The sequence below is a fragment of the Shewanella mesophila genome (assembly GCF_019457515.1).
Classification (GTDB): Bacteria; Pseudomonadota; Gammaproteobacteria; order Enterobacterales; family Shewanellaceae; genus Shewanella; species Shewanella mesophila.
On record NZ_CP080421.1, the window covers coordinates 55,062 to 74,772 of the forward strand.

General features: G+C 48.0%; 16 protein-coding genes. 13 read left to right on the forward strand and 3 right to left on the reverse strand.

Annotation, left to right across the window (positions count from 1 at the left end):
• Nucleotides 1-5: 5 nt before the first annotated feature.
• The 3 genes from K0I73_RS00235 to K0I73_RS00245 all read right to left on the reverse strand — a co-directional run bounded on the left by K0I73_RS00235 (nucleotide 6) and on the right by K0I73_RS00245 (nucleotide 3,936).
• Entirely contained in the window at nucleotides 6-1,895 is a 1,890-nt protein-coding gene (locus K0I73_RS00235; RefSeq protein WP_220062611.1) for a DUF294 nucleotidyltransferase-like domain-containing protein, read from the reverse strand.
• 266 nt (nucleotides 1,896-2,161) lie between these two features.
• Entirely contained in the window at nucleotides 2,162-3,067 is a 906-nt protein-coding gene (locus tag K0I73_RS00240; RefSeq protein ID WP_220062612.1) for a substrate-binding domain-containing protein, read from the reverse strand.
• A 23-nt stretch (nucleotides 3,068-3,090) separates the two neighbouring features.
• Nucleotides 3,091-3,936: a formate dehydrogenase accessory sulfurtransferase FdhD gene (locus K0I73_RS00245; protein WP_220062613.1), complete on the reverse strand. Its 846-nt coding sequence runs from the start codon at nucleotides 3,934-3,936 to the stop codon at nucleotides 3,091-3,093.
• Nucleotides 3,937-4,236: 300 nt separating this feature from the next.
• On the opposite strand from K0I73_RS00245, the gene K0I73_RS00250 reads away from it, so the two are divergent.
• The 13 genes from K0I73_RS00250 (at nucleotide 4,237) to K0I73_RS00310 (ending at nucleotide 19,565) form a co-directional block, all read left to right on the forward strand.
• Entirely contained in the window at nucleotides 4,237-4,707 is a 471-nt protein-coding gene (locus K0I73_RS00250) for a DUF3305 domain-containing protein (protein ID WP_220062614.1), read from the forward strand.
• Nucleotides 4,707-5,294, forward strand: a complete 588-nt coding sequence (locus tag K0I73_RS00255) for a DUF3306 domain-containing protein (protein WP_220062615.1) — start codon at nucleotides 4,707-4,709, stop codon at nucleotides 5,292-5,294. The genes K0I73_RS00250 and K0I73_RS00255 overlap by 1 nt, the downstream gene beginning before the upstream one ends.
• A gap of 188 nt (nucleotides 5,295-5,482) precedes the next feature.
• Entirely contained in the window at nucleotides 5,483-7,153 is a 1,671-nt protein-coding gene (locus K0I73_RS00260) for a 4Fe-4S binding protein (protein ID WP_220064192.1), read from the forward strand.
• Nucleotides 7,154-7,163: 10 nt separating this feature from the next.
• Nucleotides 7,164-7,829, forward strand: a complete 666-nt coding sequence (locus K0I73_RS00265; protein ID WP_220062616.1) for a TorD/DmsD family molecular chaperone — start codon at nucleotides 7,164-7,166, stop codon at nucleotides 7,827-7,829.
• Between the two features lie 173 nt (nucleotides 7,830-8,002).
• Entirely contained in the window at nucleotides 8,003-8,203 is a 201-nt protein-coding gene (locus tag K0I73_RS00270; RefSeq protein ID WP_220062617.1) for a twin-arginine translocation signal domain-containing protein, read from the forward strand.
• 67 nt (nucleotides 8,204-8,270) lie between these two features.
• Nucleotides 8,271-11,120 carry a formate dehydrogenase subunit alpha gene (locus K0I73_RS00275; protein WP_220064193.1) on the forward strand — a complete coding sequence of 950 codons (2,850 nt, stop codon included), beginning with the start codon at nucleotides 8,271-8,273 and terminating at the stop codon, nucleotides 11,118-11,120.
• Between the two features lie 27 nt (nucleotides 11,121-11,147).
• On the forward strand, nucleotides 11,148-11,738 hold the full coding sequence (fdh3B, locus tag K0I73_RS00280; protein WP_220062618.1) for a formate dehydrogenase FDH3 subunit beta: 591 nt from the start codon (nucleotides 11,148-11,150) through the stop codon (nucleotides 11,736-11,738).
• 50 nt (nucleotides 11,739-11,788) lie between these two features.
• Entirely contained in the window at nucleotides 11,789-12,796 is a 1,008-nt protein-coding gene (locus tag K0I73_RS00285) for a formate dehydrogenase subunit gamma (protein WP_220062619.1), read from the forward strand.
• Between the two features lie 523 nt (nucleotides 12,797-13,319).
• Nucleotides 13,320-13,517, forward strand: a complete 198-nt coding sequence (locus K0I73_RS00290; RefSeq protein WP_220062620.1) for a twin-arginine translocation signal domain-containing protein — start codon at nucleotides 13,320-13,322, stop codon at nucleotides 13,515-13,517.
• A 17-nt stretch (nucleotides 13,518-13,534) separates the two neighbouring features.
• Entirely contained in the window at nucleotides 13,535-16,390 is a 2,856-nt protein-coding gene (locus K0I73_RS00295) for a molybdopterin-dependent oxidoreductase (protein WP_220062621.1), read from the forward strand.
• Between the two features lie 20 nt (nucleotides 16,391-16,410).
• Nucleotides 16,411-16,980, forward strand: a complete 570-nt coding sequence (fdh3B, locus tag K0I73_RS00300; RefSeq protein ID WP_220062622.1) for a formate dehydrogenase FDH3 subunit beta — start codon at nucleotides 16,411-16,413, stop codon at nucleotides 16,978-16,980.
• A gap of 68 nt (nucleotides 16,981-17,048) precedes the next feature.
• Nucleotides 17,049-18,041: a formate dehydrogenase subunit gamma gene (locus tag K0I73_RS00305; protein WP_220062623.1), complete on the forward strand. Its 993-nt coding sequence runs from the start codon at nucleotides 17,049-17,051 to the stop codon at nucleotides 18,039-18,041.
• Nucleotides 18,042-18,182: 141 nt separating this feature from the next.
• Nucleotides 18,183-19,565: a class II fumarate hydratase gene (locus K0I73_RS00310; protein WP_220062624.1), complete on the forward strand. Its 1,383-nt coding sequence runs from the start codon at nucleotides 18,183-18,185 to the stop codon at nucleotides 19,563-19,565.
• Nucleotides 19,566-19,711: the final 146 nt, after the last annotated feature.

Below are 19,711 nucleotides of genomic sequence, written 5' to 3' on the forward strand. Positions count from 1 at the left end.
TGCACTCACTTGAATTGATTATTGGCTTGATAACGGAATTTAAGGAAGTTCTGGCCGTTACTTAATATTTGAAACGCATCTTTTAGGTTACGTCGTTCAAAGTCAGATAAGTTTTCTGGTTCGATATTGTTATCAGGATCGATGCCAAGTTTGACGTCGAAGGCCTGATGACGGATACGCACCATAGAGATGAACTCCATCGCATCTCGCAGATCTTGCGCTCTGCCTTTGGGGAGTATGCTGGCATCGATAATGTCATCGAGTCGCTCGAAAGAGTTTCTCGCTCGTGATCCAACCGACAATGCGTGCACACGAATCAGGTCTGCAAGCGGGGCGGTGCCACGACGTTTGAGGTTGATGGAGTTATTGTGGCGACCATCTTTTTCCATCACAAAGTCTTTGAAGAACCCTAGCGGCGGGGTGCGATTAAGGGCGTTTCTTGCCAAACAGGCCAAGAAGCGATTGTTTTTTCTTGCTCGGCGAACGATGAAGCCGTTGAGTTGCTCCGCCCATTTTAGCCTGCCATATACGCCATCAAGATCGAAGAAAATCGAGGCGTTAAGTAAGGCTTTTGGGTTGGGGTTGTCAATCCAGTCGGCGAAACACTCCTCCCACTCTTTGCGGGTCATACGCCACATTGGGTTGGTTGCCATTATGTCGCCAGTACAGTAACTATAGCCACATCGATCTAGCCCATCACAGACAAATTTAGCCAGCTTAGCAAAGTATTCATCATGTTTCTCTTTATCGAACTCGTCTCCCAAGATAATGGCATTATCTTGATCAGTAACGATAAGTTGCTCATCTCGGCCCATTGAGCCTAACGCTAAGAAACAGTATGGGACTGGTGGTGGACCAAATTGTTCTTCGGCTAGTTCGAGTATGCGCTGCTTGAAGCTACGCCCAATTACCGACATCGCACTACCAACCATGTGAGAATTGGCATCTTCATTGACCATACGCTCAAAACTGTCTTTAACTTGTTCTGATAGCACCACCAGATCGTCGATAGACAACTGCTGGAAGATGCTACTTACTAACAGCAATGAGTTTTGAGATTCGTAGCGAACGATATCTGTCGCTTCGATAATTCCTATCGGTGTGCGTCCTTTTAATATGGGCAGATGGTGAACGTTGTACCTAAGCATGGTTAACATTACTTCATGGACATAGGCATTATGATCTAGGCTGATCACATCAGTGGTTACTACTGAGTCTAGGGTATCGCTCGGATCTATCCCTTCGGCTAATACTCGTGTGCATAGGTCCCTATCCGTAATGATCCCCATTAGCGGGGAGGTCTCGTTCTCCTCATCTTCCAATACATCGGGATCGATCACCAGCAGCGCCGATACGTTATCCTTAGCCATTAAGATGGCTGCACTTTGGATGCTTTCTGTTTTGTTGATGTAGGGGGGCTCACGAGTTAATAGGGTTCGCACTTTAGGTGACGTGAGATCATCTTGACTAGTCGAGTTGGATACGGCTTGGCGCAGGCGAGCGTTATCTTCTACTTCGACAAAGTCGGCAAATACATCATGTTGATCGTAAAGCTCTTGAAAGATGTTTTCTGGAAGACAGTAAACTAATGTGTCCTCAATAGCCTTGACGGGAAAGCGGATCTTGTTATTGGTTAATAAACCCATTTGACCAAAAAGATCACCCGTGTCGAGTCGGTTATAGAGTTCGCCTTTGCGGCGATAAACTTCGACTTCGCCGCTGCGAATGATGTAGAGGTCATTGATATGATCACCAGCATGAATGATAGGCGTATCTTTACGGTAATAAGCGATCTCGATATGGTGGCTGACGTGTGCGATAACCTCTTCGGGGAGCGAGTCAAAAGGTGGGTACTGTATTAAGAAGTTTTGGATCTCATTTAGCTCTGCTTCCACGTTATCTCCTTCATGCCATTACATGAAATATCATGCTTACTACAATACTAACCTATTGCGCCGATGTTTCGTGAAAGATCCACAGGATATTATGGTTTTATCAGAGTATATCGAGGTTCGTTTTTAGCGCTAATCCATTGAGCAACTCAATAGTGGGCATTTATTGGCTATGTGGGAAGCGACTTATGCAGAGTAACTACTTGCCATCGCTTCGGACTTGCCCCACATAGACGACAATAAAAATCATTGTATAAGCTTATATTGTCCTAATTGGCGGTCCACAACATCTGGCCACATTGACTCAGATCGTAACCGCCAAGCTGGGCTGCCAGTTGTCTGGTTTGAGTGCTGCCTAACATATCAAATAGTGCCTGCAGTTGACGGCGGAAATAGATACCTTGAGGCATCACAAAATCAAACGACTCGGTGATCAGTGGCACAAAGCTTAAACCGCTTTCCATGGCAACCGATTGGCAACCAAAGCCGATATCTGCTTCATCTCTAGCAATAAATCCGGCTAACTCTCGTTCGCTGTAGGCGGTTACCGACACGTTGAGCTGTTCAAGTGAAGCGCTCTGTTTCATCAGCCAGTGTTCTAAATGTTGTTGGCTACCTGCCCCCGATTGCCTACCGACCCAGCGCCAAGGTAATCCAACTACCTTATCTTCCTCTTGGCACCTGTGATGCATTTCGCTGCGCATCATTAGCCCCTGCTGACGAGTATAGCCGTGAACCATAACCCACTGTTGATGGTTGGGGTAACCTTTAAGTAATGCAGGATGGCGAATGTTACGCTCTTCAATATTGCCCCAATGTAAGGTGCAAACATCGGCGTAACCGCGAGAGAGCAGATCGAGCCCCATACGCGATCCCGTTGAACTGTAACTAACGAGATCGCTCTTTCCAATGCGTGACATTAAACGGGCAACCAGCATGGATAGCAGGGGATCATCGCTCCCAGTAATATGCATGCGGTCAGACAGCATGCCGCTATGACAAGAGTCCATAACCCAGCGGTCGATCAGTATTTTTGGGAACAACCATTTCCCTGTTACTTTGGTCGCAGGCAATATTCGATCATTTGCCATGGCATAGACCTTCTTTTCATTAAGGTCTAGATATTCAGCTACCTGCTTGGCACTCATGTAGATGAGTTCACTCGGCTCGGTCATCAATATTCCTTTGATTCTTTTAATTAACTGATGTTACGTTTGGGCGGTGTTGCATCAAACTCGACGTTTTCTGCGCCGTTATAAATAAGAAAGTGACGCCCCTTGGCGCGAGCTATCATGGTGATCCCCAGTTTTTGAGCGAGTTCCAGTCCCATCTGGGTTGCGCCGCTGCGAGATAACAACACAGGGATCCCCATCTTGGCGACTTTAATCACCATTTCTGAGGTTAATCTTCCTGTGGTATAAAAGAGTTTGTTACCGCCCATCTCTTGTTTGAGCCACATCTCACCCGCTAAGGTATCAACGGCATTGTGGCGACCAACATCTTCGACAAAGCCAGTGATCTGATCGCCTTGGCATAATCCGCAACCATGCACTGCACCCGCATTTTTGTAGGTCTCGTTATAGGCGCTAATGTTGTTTAGTAGGCTGTATAGCATGCTCTGTTTTAGTTGTGGCTTCGGCAGTTCTATATCGTCTAATCCATCCATAAAACCACCATAAACAGTACCTTGACCGCACCCTGTAGTTACGGTTTTTTCCGCGAGCTTCTCATCTAAATGCTCAGTGGTCTCTTTGGTGATAACGGCTGCGGAGTTAACGTCCCAATCGACTATCACAGATTCAAGTTGTTTTACATTTGAAATGAAACCTTGGTTCTTTAGATAACCAAGGGCCAGCGCTTCTGGGCGCGCCCCCAATGTCATCAAGGTGACGATTGGGCGCCAATTGAGGTAGACGGTAAGTGGTCGTTCGCAGGCGATATGTTTATCGACGATCTCTCCTTGTTCGTTAATCGCTTTTACCGCGATGGTGAGCGGGGCATCCGCTTGAGTTTTTAAGAATGTAGGCTGTTTGCTAATGGTCATGAATATCATCTTTTCGCAATGGGCTAGATGCAGCATAGCAATATTCATTCCTAGGCGATGAATTGGTGTTGAAATGCGTGATCTAGTTAAATTCTCTGTGACAAAACGCCCTTTTATGTCCCGTACTAAATAGCATTTAGGACAAATTGTCCTACTCTTGAACAGGAATTGATGATCTAGTTCAAACTATTTTGATGGATCCGCTGGCATGATTTTTGCTGCAACACAGTGATATCGCTAACCCGTAGCTTGGTCCTGAGTATTGAAGACTAGGCTCCTTAATCAGTAAACGGAGACGCAATGCAACGCACTGAAAGTCAATGGCCCATGTATGTTTCACTGAAGAAAGTGGAAAAGCAGGTTGGGCGCTGGATAGCTGAAAGCTGGGAGTTGGACCAAGTGCTTCCTGCATCACAAGATGCGCCTAATGGCGCTCAGTTGATCGCATTAGAGCTGCATAAAGATGAGCGTGGCAGTTATCGAATTAACCTCGATATGGACAACGCTATGCTTTATGTGGTGTGCGATGAACTGGAAGATGGAACCTGGATCCCCACCATGATTTCAGCGGATCAAAATGTGGCTGCAGGTTGCCTTGAAGGAGATACCCCAGTGCTTAACTTTGCAATGCCTGAAGCCGTCGCTTGCTGGATCGAAGCCTTTATTACTCGTCACGGTGAGGTGGAGATCTGCGCCCATAGGCGTAAGCATGTTAATCGCCGTAAAAATGAGGGACCAAGCACTAATTCAGATCGGGGGCTAGTTTCATAATGAGTGAGCAACCCAGTGGATTACTGGCTCGTTGGAATCTGCGTCGTCAGAAAGTTCAACAAGAAGAGCAAGCTGAGCAGTTGAGCGAGCAAGAGAGTCAAGCCGTTGCATCCTCGTCTGTGACCGACGAGCCAAATGAAGTTAGTGCCTTAGAGCCTGCAGAGGCAAATAAAGTATTGATGGCTGAGGATCTGCCCGATCCCGAGAAGATTGAGGTCGGGGGCAGTTTTGCCAGCTTTATGGCTGAGAATGTCGACCCCGATGCAAAAACTGCCGCATTGAGAGCCCTATGGAAGCAACCTCATTATAACGAGATCGATGGTTTGCTCGAATACGCGCTTGATTACACTAATCAACCTAAATTATCGGCCGAAGTATCGGCTGAATTAGCGAAGAAGGTTTTCCGTCATCTAGTTAAGGATGATGAGAAAGTTCAACCTGAAGGGGAAGAGATGACCGCTTCGGCTGAGCAAGATATTGATAATGTCGAGGGTGAAACGGTAGCGGACAATTTGGACGCCACGGGAGATGACTTGCCCCAAAATGAACCAGAAGCACAGGCTGCACCTAAACCCCCTGTTGCTTAAGGTCAGTTTAGAGTGTTTTTAAATCCATAATTTTGGTACGTGAATTGCTGTGTTAGAGGCGTATTAACAACAAGGTTCTTGTCGTTGATATTAAAGGTGAAGCTGGCGCAATCCAAGTGCAGGCCAAAGAGCAAAACAGCCACCTCGCGGCATCAGCTGCCAAAACTGTTCAGGAACACAATGTGAGCATGCATTTAAAGAGTAGTGAGAGCGTGACCGACCTAAAGCAGGTTCGTCAGCAAGTATTGGGGCAGACACAGATTCTTCAAAATCTGATCCCACCAACTGTGAGCTATACCACCGAGGGTAATGTATTAGTCATTGGCCCCGAGGATTTAGCTCGCTTAGCTGCGGACAAATTGTCCAACATGGGTCAGCGTGCGATTCTGGCTAATGAGTCCATTACTAGTCAAGATGAAGCCCATCTTGAGAAGGTGATGGCCGCCGCTGACGGAGTTGAGAGTTATTACAATAAGTTAATTGAAATCAAAGGCTTTCTTGGTCAATTCCAAGTTAAAGTTGAGCTAGATACTGGCTCTGCCGACCTCAGCCTAGTTGCTATTCGTAAAGCGCATTTCGATCTTATCCTCGACCTGAGCCAGTCTCCTTGTATTAACCTTGAGATGCTACCGCCAGGGTATTTTTACGTTGGCCAAGATGAAACTAAGCTCGCCGATGCAATTGCTCAGCTTCCCGATCTAATCGGTGAGTTTGACAAGCCTCGCTATGTCAAAGTAAACAGCGAAATTTGTGCTCACAACCGTAATGGTATCGATGGTTGTAATCGCTGTCTTAATTTCTGTCCCGCAGATGCTATTTCAAGTGTGAACAAGAAGATAGAGATCGACCCTTATCTTTGTCATGGTGCAGGAAGTTGCACCAATGCTTGCCCCACAGGTGCCATTAGTTATGACCTACCGACACCACAGGCGTTGCATTCCTATCTGCATAAGCTCGTTAGCCGTTTTCGTGAGCAAGCCCAGATAGCGCCAGTCATTCTGTTCCATGATGCAGCCAATGGTGCCAGCTTAGTTGGTGACGACTTGCCTGGTGTGATTATTCCAGTAGAACTTGAAGAGATCACTGTGGCGAGCATGGACCACTGGATGTCGGCTTTGGCTTGGGGAGCAAGACAGGTCATAGTGCTAAATACCGATGCTACCGCGCCAACGCTGGCACAGATGCTTAATGGTGAGCAGTCACTCGCAAACGATATTTTCGACGAGATGGGACAGCCTCATCGCGTTAGTGTGCTTAATCAAGATCAGCTAGGTGAGCTAACTTATCTTATTGAGATCAGCGCAAGCTGGCCTGTGATTGTGCCTGGTGAGTTTGCTGCAACCACTAAGCGCCAAACCCTATATGCGGCAATAGACCATCTAAACAGCCAAGCGGCTTCTACCGATACCTGCCTAAGCAAAAGCAACATTCCTTTCGGTAAAGTTAGCGTTAATAAAGACAACTGTACCTTATGCCTTTCTTGTGTATCGACCTGTCCTACACAGGCGTTGACGGATGGAGGTGATAAGCCATCACTGCATTTTGTTGAACAAGATTGCGTGCAGTGCGGCCTGTGTGAGTCTGCCTGTCCAGAGAAGGTGATTAGCCTTACACCACAAATGAATTTCGATGCTACTGCGCGTCAGAAGCGTCAAACCTTGAACGAGGAGGAACCATTTGAGTGTATTCGATGTGGAACCCCTTTTGCTACCCAATCCATGGTGCAACGGATGCTGGAAGTAGTCGGAGGCCATAGTGCCTTTAGCGCTAACACAGAAAGATTAAAGATGTGTAGTGACTGCCGGGTAAAAGACATGTTTGAAGACATCCTTCAAGATCCTGAAAAGCAACTGCGATAAGAGTTTAGCCATGACCGAATTAGTAAGAGAAGTATCAGAAAACGATCAGCTAAGAGCCGATATCTACCAGCTTTTGGCGGCGCTACTACGTCATCAGCCTAGTGCTGAATTATTGCAGTTTCTTTCGACCCTTGAGATCGATGTCGATGACGACAGCGATATGACAAAAGCTTGGTCTGGGTTGAAGCTTGCTGCAGAGCAATTTACTACCGAACAACTCGAAGAGGAGTATTTCAATATTTTCCTCGGTGTTGGCAGTGGTGAGATTTTACCCTATGGCAGCTGGTTTATGACGGGCTCATTGATGGATAAGCCGCTTGCATTGTTACGTCAAGATTTAATGCAGTTAGGCTTTGAACGCTCTGAAGATGTGAAGGAGCCTGAAGATCATGTTGCCGCGCTTTGCGAAGTGATGGGCACCTTGATTCTTGAGGCACCGGGTTATCGTCAATTAGCATTTTATCAGCGTCACATCGGTAGCTGGATCGAGCGTTTTTGCGACCATCTAGCGCGCACCCCAAGTGCCGCGTTTTATGCGACGGTAGCTCAGTTAGCCAAGGCATTCTTTGTTATCGAAGCTAACGAGTTTGAACAACTGAGTTTAAATATTCCGGTGAACTGCCCAGGTAGTGAAGCGGTGAAGATTGAACCGTCAACCAATGAGTTAGCATCATAAGTAGACGGTTTACCCCTTATGTCAGTTCGTTGATATGAATTGGCATAGCGAAAAATGAGGGTTCGCCCTCAACACAAGTGGGTCGTAGCCTTGCAAGGTTAAGTCAAACTGAGTTTGGCTTAACTGCGATGACTAAGGTTACGGCTCAAATTGAGACAACATTAGGAGACACTATGAAGAAGCAAGCTTCCGATATGGGTCGTCGTCAACTACTAAAAGCGTTAGCTGTTGGTAGTGCTGCCGGTGCAGTTGCGACAGTCAGTGGTCAAGCTATGGCCGCGACACCAGCATCTGCCCCAGAGTCAAAGCATGGCGATGGTTATCACGAAACAGATCATATTCGTAGTTATTACGCGTCGTTACGTACCAAGTAAGTAGCTACTAGGTAGTTTACCTAAATGGTAATTACGCTGTAATTCAATAACATTAGGAGAGTGTGTGATGCGATTAACCCGCAAAACAGACCAGGCAGAAGTTGCGAAAAAGCCCGCCCTAGGTCTAAACCGTCGTCAGTTCCTTCAGACAGCAGGTCTTGCTACTGGTGGTATTGCCGCGGCCTCTATGCTTGGCGCTGGAATGATGCGCAAAGCAGAAGCAAAAGAAGTGCCTCATGATGCACCTACAGAAGTAAAGCGTACCATCTGTTCTCACTGTTCAGTGGGCTGTGGTATTTACGCTGAAGTGCAAAACGGGGTGTGGACAGGTCAAGAGCCTGCTTTCGATCATCCGTTCAACGCTGGTGGACACTGTGCTAAAGGTGCATCGCTACGTGAACATGGTCACGGTGAGAAGCGTCTTAAGTATCCAATGAAGCTGGAAGGCGGCAAGTGGAAGCGTCTCTCATGGGAACAAGCCATTGAAGAAGTTGGCCAAAAAGCATTGGATATCCGTGCTGAATCGGGCCCTGACTCAGTATTCTTTATGGGTAGTGCTAAGTTCTCAAACGAACAAGCTTATTTGTACCGTAAATTCGCCGCAATGTGGGGCACTAACAACGTCGACCACTCAGCGCGTATTTGTCACTCTACCACTGTAGCCGGTGTTGCAAACACTTGGGGCTATGGTGCGCAAACCAACTCTTTCAACGATATTCGTAATGCTAAAGCTATGATGTTCATTGGGTCTAACCCCTCTGAAGCACATCCAGTTGCAATGCAGCATATCTTGGAAGGTAAAGAGCGCGGCTCGAAAATTATCGTAGTCGACCCTCGTTTCACCCGTACTGCGGCTAAGGCCGACGAGTACGTGCATATTCGCCCAGGTACCGATATTCCTTATATCTATGGTCTACTGTGGCACATTTTTGAAAACAAGTGGGAAGATCAAACCTTCATCGACCAGCGCGTCTACGGTATGGAACGCATCCGCGAAGCCGCCGCTAAGTGGACTCCTGATGAAGTTGAAAATGTGGTTGGTGTTCCGCAAGAGCAGATGTATCGCGTTGCTAAGATGCTTGCCGAAACTAAGCCGGGCACCATCGTATGGTGTATGGGTGGTACTCAGCATCACATCGGTAATGCCAACACTCGTGCCTACTGTATCCTTCAGTTAGCTCTGGGTAACATGGGTGTATCTGGTGGCGGAACTAATATCTTCCGTGGTCATGATAACGTACAGGGCGCGACTGACTTTGGTCTGTTGTTCGATACGCTACCTGGCTATTACGGCCTGAAAACAGGTTCTTGGAAGCACTGGTGTAACGTTTGGGACTTGGATTATGAATGGGTAAAAAATCGCTTCGATCAAGCGCAATACCTTGGCCAAGATCCAATGACGTCTACCGGTATCCCATGTTCTCGCTGGCACGATGGTGTACTCGAAGACAAGTCAAAAATTGCTCAGAAAGATAACATTCGTATGTCATTCTTCTGGGGGCAGTCTGTTAACACCGAAACCCGTGGTCGTGAAGTGCGTGAAGCATTGAACAAGATGGATACTGTGGTTGTTGTGGATCCATTCCCAACGATGGCGGGTGTGATGCATACCCGTAAAGATGGTGTTTACCTATTACCTGCCGCCACACAGTTCGAAACTTATGGTTCTGTGTCGGCTTCTAACCGCTCATTGCAGTGGCGTACTCAGGTTATCGAGCCCTTGTTCGAGTCTAAGCCTGACCACGTCATCATGTACAAGCTGGCTAAGAAGTGGGGCATTGAGAAGGAGTTCTGTAAGCATATCAAGGTCAATGGTGACGAGCCGTTGATCGAGGATATCGTCCGCGAATACAACAAGGGCATGTGGACCATTGGTTACACAGGCCAAAGCCCTGAGCGTTTGAAGATGCACCAAGAAAACTGGGGCACCTTCGATATTAAATCGCTTGAAGCACCGGGCGGCCCAGCTAAGGGTGAAACCTACGGTCTACCTTGGCCATGTTGGGGGACGCCAGAGATGAAGCACCCTGGTACGCAAATTCTATATCGTACTGGTCGTGAAGTGAAATACGGTGGCGGTAACTTCCGTGCTCGTTATGGTGTTGAACACGATGGCAACAACATCTTGGCCGAAGGCTCTTACTCTAAGGGCAGCGAGATCAAAGATGGTTATCCAGAGTTTACCGATAAGATGCTTAAGCAACTTGGTTGGTGGGATGATTTAACTGCTGAAGAGAAAGCGGCTGCTGAAGGTAAAAACTGGAAGACAGACATCTCTGGTGGTATTCAGCGTGTGGCAATTAATCATGGCTGTATTCCTTACGGTAACGCTAAAGCGCGCTGTATTGTATGGAACTTCCCTGATGATATCCCTGTGCACCGCGAGCCACTTTATACGCCTCGTCGTGATCTGGTATCTAAGTATCCAACTTATGATGATCGTATGGTTGCGCGTCTTCCAACTCTGTATAAGTCAATTCAAGATCAAGACTTTGCCAAAGAGTTCCCACTGGCATTGACCTCGGGTCGTTTGGTTGAATATGAAGGTGGTGGTGAAGAGACACGCTCTAATCCTTGGCTAGCTGAACTTCAACAAGAGATGTTCATCGAAATCAGCCCTGGTGATGCAGCGGATCGTGGTCTTCGTGATGGTGATGAAGTATGGGTTCACAGCCCAGAAGGCGCCAAGATTAAGGTTCAGGCTATGGTAACCCCACGGGTTATTAACGGTGAGTGTTTCATGCCATACCACTTCGCGGGTATGTTCGAAGGTGAAAGCCTAGAAAAGAGCTATCCAGAAGGTACAGTACCTTACATCATTGGCGAATCAGCCAACACCGTATTGACCTATGGCTATGACGTTGTGACTCAGATGCAAGAGACTAAGTCTAGCTTGTGTCAGATAACCAAAGCCTAACTGAACTTGATGAGGAGATAAGCCATTATGGCAGTCATGAAATTTCTATGTGACACCAAACGCTGCATCGAGTGTAACGGTTGCGTCACAGCATGTAAGAACGAAAACGATTCTGCTCTCGAGTGGGGTATTCAACGCCGTCGCGTAGTGACCATCAATGATGGTCAGCCAGGTGAAGCATCTATCTCAGTGGCGTGTATGCACTGTACCGATGCGCCTTGCCAAGCAGTTTGCCCTGCAAACTGCTTCTACAAGACTGAAGACGGTTTAACACTACACAACAAAGATACTTGTATCGGTTGTGGTTACTGCCTCTATGCTTGCCCATTTGGCGCACCTCAGTTCCCTAAACAGGGAGCATTTGGTAGCCGTGGCAAGATGGATAAGTGTACTTTCTGTGCTGGTGGCCCAGAAGAGACCTTCTCCGATGCAGAACGTCAGAAGTATGGTGCCAACCGCCTTGCCGAAGGTAAGTTGCCTATGTGTGCCGAGCTTTGTTCGACCAAGGCGCTGCTCGCCGGTGATGCGGAAGTGGTTTCCAACATCTACCGTGAGCGTATCGCGGCCCGTGGTAACCCTAATGCAATCTGGGGTTACACCCCTAAGACTGGCGTTTAAAGTGAATAGTACCGTAAGCCCTCGGGCTTACGGTCTGTAAAGGAGTGACTATGTTATTAAAATCACTGCGCAGCCTATTCACTGTGTTGTTATTGCCGTTGGTCTTGGCGATGGGCTTAGGCTTGAGTACGGCGGCGGTTGCGGTCGATGAGCAAACCAGTCAACAGGTGGCAAATACCAGCGATGCCGATCTATGGCGAGCCGTGAAGTCTGGAGATAAGGGATACACTACGGCACAAGGTGCTGAGGGTGGCGTTATGATTAATGTTTCGGCTATTGAAGGCACAAACATTAAGAATGAATATCTTACTCCCGTTATGGCACTGGCCGTGGTAGGTGTTTTTGGTGCTTTCTTGTTCTTTTATCTGGTTAACGGAGCCTCTAAGTTAAGCCATGGTTTCTCTGGCAAGATGGTTCTGCGCTGGACTAAGGCCGACCTTTGGATTCACTGGGTACTGGCTATCTCATGCATGGCGTTGATCTTTACTGGTCTCAACATCATGCTGGGTAAACATGTATTACAGCCTTATGTCGGTACAGGTATTTGGGCATCGCTCATCTATGGCAGCAAGACCATTCACGACTATGTGGGTCCGCTGTTCATCGTCGCCTGGGCTTTATGTGTGGTTAAATGGATGCCGATGCAGACATTTAAACTGTATGACCTTAAGTGGTTCCTGGTGGTTGGTGGTTACATCAACTTTGGTCCATTTAAAGGCAAGCATCCAGACAGTGGCTTTGCCAACGCGGGTGAGAAGATGTGGTTCTGGACACTAACATTATTCGGACTCTTTATTGCTGTCTCGGGTATTATGTTGGTGATGCCAGGTCTAGATCTGCCACGTGAAGCATCGATGGCGGCATTGTTAATTCATGGTATCAGCGCGATTACCATCATCGGCTTTACTATCGTCCATATTTGGATGGCGACGGTATTGAGTGAGGGTGGTATGGAATGTATGAAGTCTGGTTACTGTGATGAGAACTGGGCAATTCAGCACCATAACCTTTGGTATGATGAGATCAAAGAGAACGGTACTTTGCAGTATAAAGAGTAAGCTAGTCGTTATAGATTAAGGCTACTTTTACTAGAACACCTCGCTAGGAAACTAACGAGGTGTTTTTTATTGCATTAACTAACCTGAGTTTAGGGCTGGCTACCTATTCGCCTTCATATTAGCTATTACTTAATGTGCAATATTTATCTCAATATTGAGATAAATATTGCACTCTGCTCAAGCATCAACTTTCTTTTTCTTTAACAACAACTTCATTACATTTTTCTGTGAGACATCTCTGCTGTTTTCTGCGATGACGAGTGTTCAATTACTCCAAAATATGACTGGCTTAACACTTTGGGTATTTATCTTTTTTTAGTGCCTAACTAACCCCGATTAGATCAATATTGCTTAACCAGTCATTGCTTATATTGCGTGCGTAACTAATCGGATGTTTTTAAAAAATATAGTTATTTTACCAAATTAACACTCATAAATAACATTGTTGCAACCAATGGGCAGTGTCTTAATTTGCATAGAACCATCCCTACTATTTCACCCTTCTTAATCCCTAGGAGCAAGAATGAAGACGCAACAGCCCGATCTCAATCGGAGATCTTTGCTGAAAGCCCTCACTATAGGCGGTACGGCTGGTGTAGCCATTGCTGCGAGTGGTGTAAGTGTTGCCAATGCAACAGAAAGTAAATCTCAAGAAAAACATGCCGATGGCTACCATGAAACTGCACATATCCGCAGTTATTACAATAGCTTGCGTAGCTAATTAGGAGAACTACAGCGATGAAGTTAACTCGCAAATCAAACGAGGCACCGGCAGTTGCTAAGCCAAGCTTAGGCATCAGCCGTCGTCAATTCATGAAGCATGCAGGTATCACAACTGGTGGTATCGCGGCAGCCTCTCTTCTCGGTACCGGCATGATGCGCCGCGCCGAAGCGAAAGATATTCCACACGATGCACCAATCGAAATTAAGCGCACCGTATGTAGTGCCTGTGCGGTCGGTTGTGGTCTGTACGCCGAAGTACAAAATGGTGTCTGGACGGGTCAGGAACCAGCATTTGATCACCCATTCAACGCCGGTGGTCACTGTGCCAAAGGGGCTGCGCTGCGTGAACATGGTCATGGTGAGAAGCGTCTTAAGTACCCAATGAAGTTGGTCGACGGCAAGTGGAAGAAGCTCTCTTGGGAGCAGGCCTTCAACGAAGTTGGCGACAAGATGCAGAGCATTCGTCAAGAGTCGGGTCCAGATTCACTCTACTTCATGGGTAGCGCCAAGTTCTCTAACGAAGGCTGCTACATGTACCGTAAATTCGCGGCCATGTGGGGTACCAACAACGTCGACCACTCGGCACGTATCTGTCACTCTACCACTGTAGCCGGTGTTGCTAACACCTGGGGTTATGGTGCGCAAACCAACTCTTTCAACGATATTCAGAACGCGAACGCGATCTTCTTCATCGGTTCAAATCCTGCCGAGGCACACCCTGTTGCCATGCAGCATATCTTGATCGCGAAAGAGAAGAACAACGCCAAGCTCATCGTGGTCGACCCACGTTTCTCTCGCACCGCGGCTCACTCAGATCTGCACTGTGCACTGCGTCCTGGTACCGATATTCCTTTCATCTACGGTATGCTTTGGCACATCTTCGAAAACGGCTGGGAAGACAAGACCTTCATCCAGCAGCGCGTATTCGAAATGGACACCATCCGTGAAGAGGTGAAGAAGTTCCCACCACAAGAAGTGGCCAACATCACAGGCGTGAGCGAAGAGCAGGTTTATCAAGCGGCTAAACTGATGGCCGAGAACCGTCCAGGTACTGTTATCTGGTGTATGGGTGGTACTCAACATCATGTGGGTAATGCCAACACTCGCGCTTACTGTATCTTGCAGCTTGCCCTTGGCAATATGGGTGTTAAAGGTGGCGGTACTAACATTTTCCGTGGTCACGACAACGTACAGGGCGCGACTGATTTAGGTCTGCTGTTCGATACCCTGCCTGGCTACTACGGCCTGAAGACGGGTTCTTGGAAGCATTGGTCACACGTTTGGGAGCTGGATTTCGATTGGGTTAAGGGCCGTTTCGACCAGAACGAATATCTGGGTCGTATCCCAATGAATACCCCTGGTATTCCATGTTCTCGTTGGCACGACGGCGTATTAGAGACGCCTGAGAAGCTAGCGCAGAAAGATCGCGTTCGTATGGCGTTCTTCTGGGGTCAATCAGTCAACACCGAAACCCGTCAGCGTGATGTGCGTGATGCTCTGGATAAGATGGATACCGTTGTCGTTGTGGATCCATTCCCAACTATGGCGGGTGTAATGCATCGTCGTAAGAACGGTGTCTATCTGCTGCCTGCGGCGACTCAGTTCGAGACCCAAGGTTCAGTGTCTAACTCTGGCCGTAGCCAACAGTGGCGTGAGAAGGTGATCGAGCCACTATTCGAATCTAAGACAGATATCGAAATCATGTACCGTCTATCGCAAAAGCTTGGCTTCGATAAAGAGTACACTAAGCGCATCGCTAAAGATGCCAAAGACATGCTCGTGATCGAAGATATTACTCGAGAAATCAACCGCGGTATGTGGACCATTGGTATGTCTGGCCAAAGCCCAGAGCGTTTGAAGCTACACACCCAAAATTGGGGTAGCTTCAGCAATAAGACGCTTGAAGCAGAAGGCGGCCCAGCCAAAGGTGAAACCTATGGTCTGCCTTGGCCATGTTGGGGTACGCCAGAGCAGAAACACCCTGGTACCCAGATCCTCTACAATACAAACAAACACGTGCTGCAGGGCGGTGGTAACTTCCGTGCCCGTTATGGCGTCGAATACCAAGGCAAGAACCTATTGGCCGAAGGCAGTTTCTCTAAAGGGGCCGAGATTCAGGATGGTTACCCAGAGTTCAGCGATAAGCTGCTTAAGCAACTTGGCTGGTGGGATGACTTGACTGCTGAAGAGAAAGCGGAAGCCGAAGGCAAGAACTGGAAGACCGATCTTTCAGGTGGTATCCAGCGTGTGGCCATGAAGCATGGTTGTATTCCTTACGGTAACGCAAAGGCCCGCTGTATCGTTTGGACCTTCCCTGATCAGGTGCCTGTGCACCGTGAGCCACTGTACACGCCGCGTCGTGATCTTGTGTCTAAGTACCCAACATATGATGATATGCAAGTACATCGTCTACCGACGCTGTATAAGTCAATCCAGCAGAATGACACTGCGGCTAAGTATCCACTAGGTTTGACTTCTGGTCGTCTGGTTGAGTTCGAGGGTGGTGGTGAAGAGTCTCGCTGTAACCCATGGCTGGCGGAGCTGCAACAAGAGATGTTTGTTGAGATCCACCCAGGCGATGCAGCCGACCGTGGTATCCGTAACGGCGATACCGTATGGCTGGAAGGCGCCGAAGGTGGCCGCATTAAGATCAAGGCCATGGTTACCCCTCGCGTTAAGCCTGGTGTGACCTGGATGCCATACCACTTCGCTGGTGTGATGCATGGTGAGAGCCTAGAGAATAACTATCCAGAAGGTACTGTACCTTATGTGCTCGGTGAGTCGGCGAACACGGCCTTGACCTATGGTTATGACCCTGTGACCCAGATGCAAGAAACTAAAGCATCGCTTTGTCAGATCACTAAAGCCTAAGTACTGGGAGAATTGCCAACATGGCTACAATGAAATTTTTATGTGACACCAAGCGCTGCATCGAATGTAACGGCTGTGTCACTGCATGTAAGAACGAAAACGACTCTGCATTAGAGTGGGGTATCCAACGTCGCCGCGTGGTGACTATCAATGATGGTCTGCCTGGCGAGTCATCTATCTCTGTGGCTTGTATGCACTGTACCGATGCGCCTTGTCAGGCAGTTTGTCCAGCAAACTGTTTCTATAAGACGGAAGATGGTCTGACGCTGCACAACAAAGATACCTGTATCGGTTGTGGTTACTGCCTCTACGCTTGTCCGTTTGGTGCGCCTCAGTTCCCTAAGAAGGGCGCTTTTGGCAGCCGCGGCAAGATGGATAAGTGTACCTTCTGTGCTGGTGGTCCTGAAGAGAACCATTCTGATGCCGAGCGTCAGAAGTACGGTTCAAACCGCATTGCCGAAGGTAAGTTACCTATGTGTGCCGAGTTGTGTGCGACTAAGTCGCTACTTGCTGGTGATGCTGAGGTTATCTCAAACATCTTCCGCGAGCGTGTTGCATACCGTGGTTCTAAGAATGCGATTTGGGGTTAATCCTCAACTTGTATAACGCCACAATGATCCATGCCGGGCTTGCTCGGTGTGGACGATAAGGATGTAATATGAACAAATGGTTCAAACAATTTAGCGTGATTTTAGCGCTAGTGATTGGTACCACATTCAGTGCGCTGTCATTGGCGCACGATGATGCTACCGATCATAGTCATGGGGCAACAGAGGGACAGATCTGGTCTGAGTTACAAGCAGGCGCAACGGGATACACCACCTCTCACGGTCAGTTCCACAATCAGCCGATCAATAGCTATGATCTGCGGGTATTGGAGCTGCGCAGTGATTGGTTAGCGCCAGCACTCATGGCGGCGTTGTTCGGCATGATCATCATCTTCGTGCTGTTTATCAAGGTGAACGGTATCTCCAAGTTGCATCATGGCTTCTCGGGTAAGTTAGTGTATCGTTGGTCTAAGTTTGATGTCTCCATCCACTGGTTGGGCGCGATCCCTTGTCTGCTGCTGATCCTCACGGGTCTGGCATTGTTAGCAGGGCGATTCTTCTTCCAGCCGTACTTGGGTGAAGGCTTCTGGGCTGGGCTGATCTATGGTGCCAAACAGATCCACGACTTCATGGCGATTCCGTTCATGATAGGTTGGGCATTGATGACCACACTCTGGGCAAAGAACCAGCTGCCTAAGATGTATGACGTCAAGTGGTTCATGGTCGTCGGTGGTTACATCAACTTCGGTCCTTTCAAGGGCAAGCACCCGGATGCCGGTTTTGCCAATGCCGGTGAGAAGATGTGGTTCTGGGCATTTGCCCTGTTCGGCCTGATCATCTCGGCCTCAGGCATGTTATTGCTGTTCCCGAACCTGTTCGAGCCTAGCCGCACCCTGAGCCTGATTGCATTGGTACTCCACTCTGTCAGTGCCATCGTTATCTGCGCCTTCTCTATCGTGCATATCTTCATGGCAACCGTGATGTCAGAAGGTGGTATGGAGTGTATGGTGTCGGGTTACTGTGATGAGAACTGGGCGACCCAGCATCACAACCTTTGGTATGACGAGATTAAAGAAGGCGGCACGCTTAAGTATAAAGAGTAATCTTTAAGCTACGAGCTACAAGTGAAACACCTCGTCGGGTAACTAACGAGGTGTTTTTTTATCTCAGCCACTTGGAAATTAGCTAGGTTGATCTGACTCGTCTAAGCTCAAGGTATCTTTAAGGCATGGAGATGAGCCGATATGGAATATAAGGCGGTGCAAGACAGCATGGGGGAGGTCAAGATCCCTGAGGATGCGCTTTACGGGGCTCAAACGGCGAGAGCGATAAGTAACTTTCCTATTAGTGGTCAATCGCTGCCACGAGACTTTATTCGCGCGTTACTGCTGGCAAAAGTTGCTGCAGCTGAGGCGAATGCCGAACTCAAGTTGCTGGACCTGCAGATTGCAAAGGCCATCGCAGAAGCGGTGCAGCAGCTGCTGGTTGATCCCGCCATGATGCGACATTTTCCTATCGATATATTTCAAACGGGTTCGGCAACGAGTACCAATATGAATGCCAACGAGGTATTAGCGACCTTGGTATCGGCCAAGCTTGGACGACAGATTCACGCCAATGATGTCATCAACATGGGCCAGAGTAGTAATGACATCATTCCCAGTGTTATTCATATTAGTGCCTTGCTGGCATTAGATCATTCGTTATTACCCTCTTTAGACTTGCTAGCGGAAACCATTAAGAAAAAGGCGCTGCAGCTGAGCGGTTATACCAAAACGGGGCGAACCCATTTGATGGATGCCATGCCAGTGCGTTTTGATCAAGTGCTTAATGGTTGGGCGAGTCAAATAGAACAGTGCCGTGAAATGTTAAAGACGCTGCGTTTGCCTCTGTCTGCGGTTGCTCAAGGTGGAACCGCCGTTGGCACAGGCGTGAACACTCATAAAGATTTTGGGCGTATCTTCTGTGAAAAATTATCAGTACTGACTCGAGTGGACTTTCATCCTGCTGACAATCTGTTCAGTCGTATGGGAAGTCATGATACGGCTGTGTCGCTCTCTGGTCAGCTCAAGTCCACCGCGGTTGCGATTATGAAGATCAGTAATGACCTGCGCTGGATGAACTCGGGGCCGCTAGCGGGACTTAACGAGATAGCGTTAGAACCACTACAGCCAGGATCTTCCATCATGCCAGGTAAAGTGAATCCGGTGATCCCTGAGGCTGCTTGTATGGTGGCGGCGCAAGTGATTGGTAATGATGCGGCGATTACTATTGGTGGTCAGTCTGGTAATTTCGAGTTAAACGTCATGCAGCCGCTCATCGCGGCGAACCTATTACAGAGCGTTGAGATATTAAGTAATGTTAGCCGACTGTTAGCGAGTAAGGCGGTAGCCAGCTTTATTGTCAATCAGGAAAAACTAGAGGAGTCTTTGAGTCGAAATCCCATTTTGGTAACCGCGTTAACTCCGCGAGTCGGTTATGTGCTGGCGGCCAAGATAGTTAAACAAGCCTATCAGCAGCAACGTCCTATAACCGAGGTCGCTCAAGAGCTGACAGATTTGAGTCAAGATGAGTTAACAAAGCTGCTTGACCCGCAGCGGATGACTTATGGCGGGTTAGGGGATTAACAGCAATAAGCATAATCACTCGCTTTGTATCAATCACCTAAAGAGACCATTTGCTCGCGGTGCAAATTGGACTCATCAATTGGATCGGCCTAGTAGTATTGGTTATTCGCGCTGTCGACTTATTATTTTGGCTGCTACAAAGCGTA

Coding starts and splice junctions, on each gene's coding strand:
- K0I73_RS00240 (WP_220062612.1), bottom strand. CDS start 3,067: ATGACCGAGCCGAGTGAACTCATCTACATGAGTGCCAAGCAGGTAGCT.
- K0I73_RS00245 (WP_220062613.1), bottom strand. CDS start 3,936: ATGACCATTAGCAAACAGCCTACATTCTTAAAAACTCAAGCGGATGCC.
- K0I73_RS00250 (WP_220062614.1), top strand. CDS start 4,237: ATGCAACGCACTGAAAGTCAATGGCCCATGTATGTTTCACTGAAGAAA.
- K0I73_RS00255 (WP_220062615.1), top strand. CDS start 4,707: ATGAGTGAGCAACCCAGTGGATTACTGGCTCGTTGGAATCTGCGTCGT.
- K0I73_RS00260 (WP_220064192.1), top strand. CDS start 5,483: ATGCATTTAAAGAGTAGTGAGAGCGTGACCGACCTAAAGCAGGTTCGT.
- K0I73_RS00265 (WP_220062616.1), top strand. CDS start 7,164: ATGACCGAATTAGTAAGAGAAGTATCAGAAAACGATCAGCTAAGAGCC.
- K0I73_RS00270 (WP_220062617.1), top strand. CDS start 8,003: ATGAAGAAGCAAGCTTCCGATATGGGTCGTCGTCAACTACTAAAAGCG.
- K0I73_RS00275 (WP_220064193.1), top strand. CDS start 8,271: ATGCGATTAACCCGCAAAACAGACCAGGCAGAAGTTGCGAAAAAGCCC.
- fdh3B (WP_220062618.1), top strand. CDS start 11,148: ATGGCAGTCATGAAATTTCTATGTGACACCAAACGCTGCATCGAGTGT.
- K0I73_RS00285 (WP_220062619.1), top strand. CDS start 11,789: ATGTTATTAAAATCACTGCGCAGCCTATTCACTGTGTTGTTATTGCCG.
- K0I73_RS00290 (WP_220062620.1), top strand. CDS start 13,320: ATGAAGACGCAACAGCCCGATCTCAATCGGAGATCTTTGCTGAAAGCC.
- K0I73_RS00295 (WP_220062621.1), top strand. CDS start 13,535: ATGAAGTTAACTCGCAAATCAAACGAGGCACCGGCAGTTGCTAAGCCA.
- fdh3B (WP_220062622.1), top strand. CDS start 16,411: ATGGCTACAATGAAATTTTTATGTGACACCAAGCGCTGCATCGAATGT.
- K0I73_RS00305 (WP_220062623.1), top strand. CDS start 17,049: ATGAACAAATGGTTCAAACAATTTAGCGTGATTTTAGCGCTAGTGATT.
- K0I73_RS00310 (WP_220062624.1), top strand. CDS start 18,183: ATGGAATATAAGGCGGTGCAAGACAGCATGGGGGAGGTCAAGATCCCT.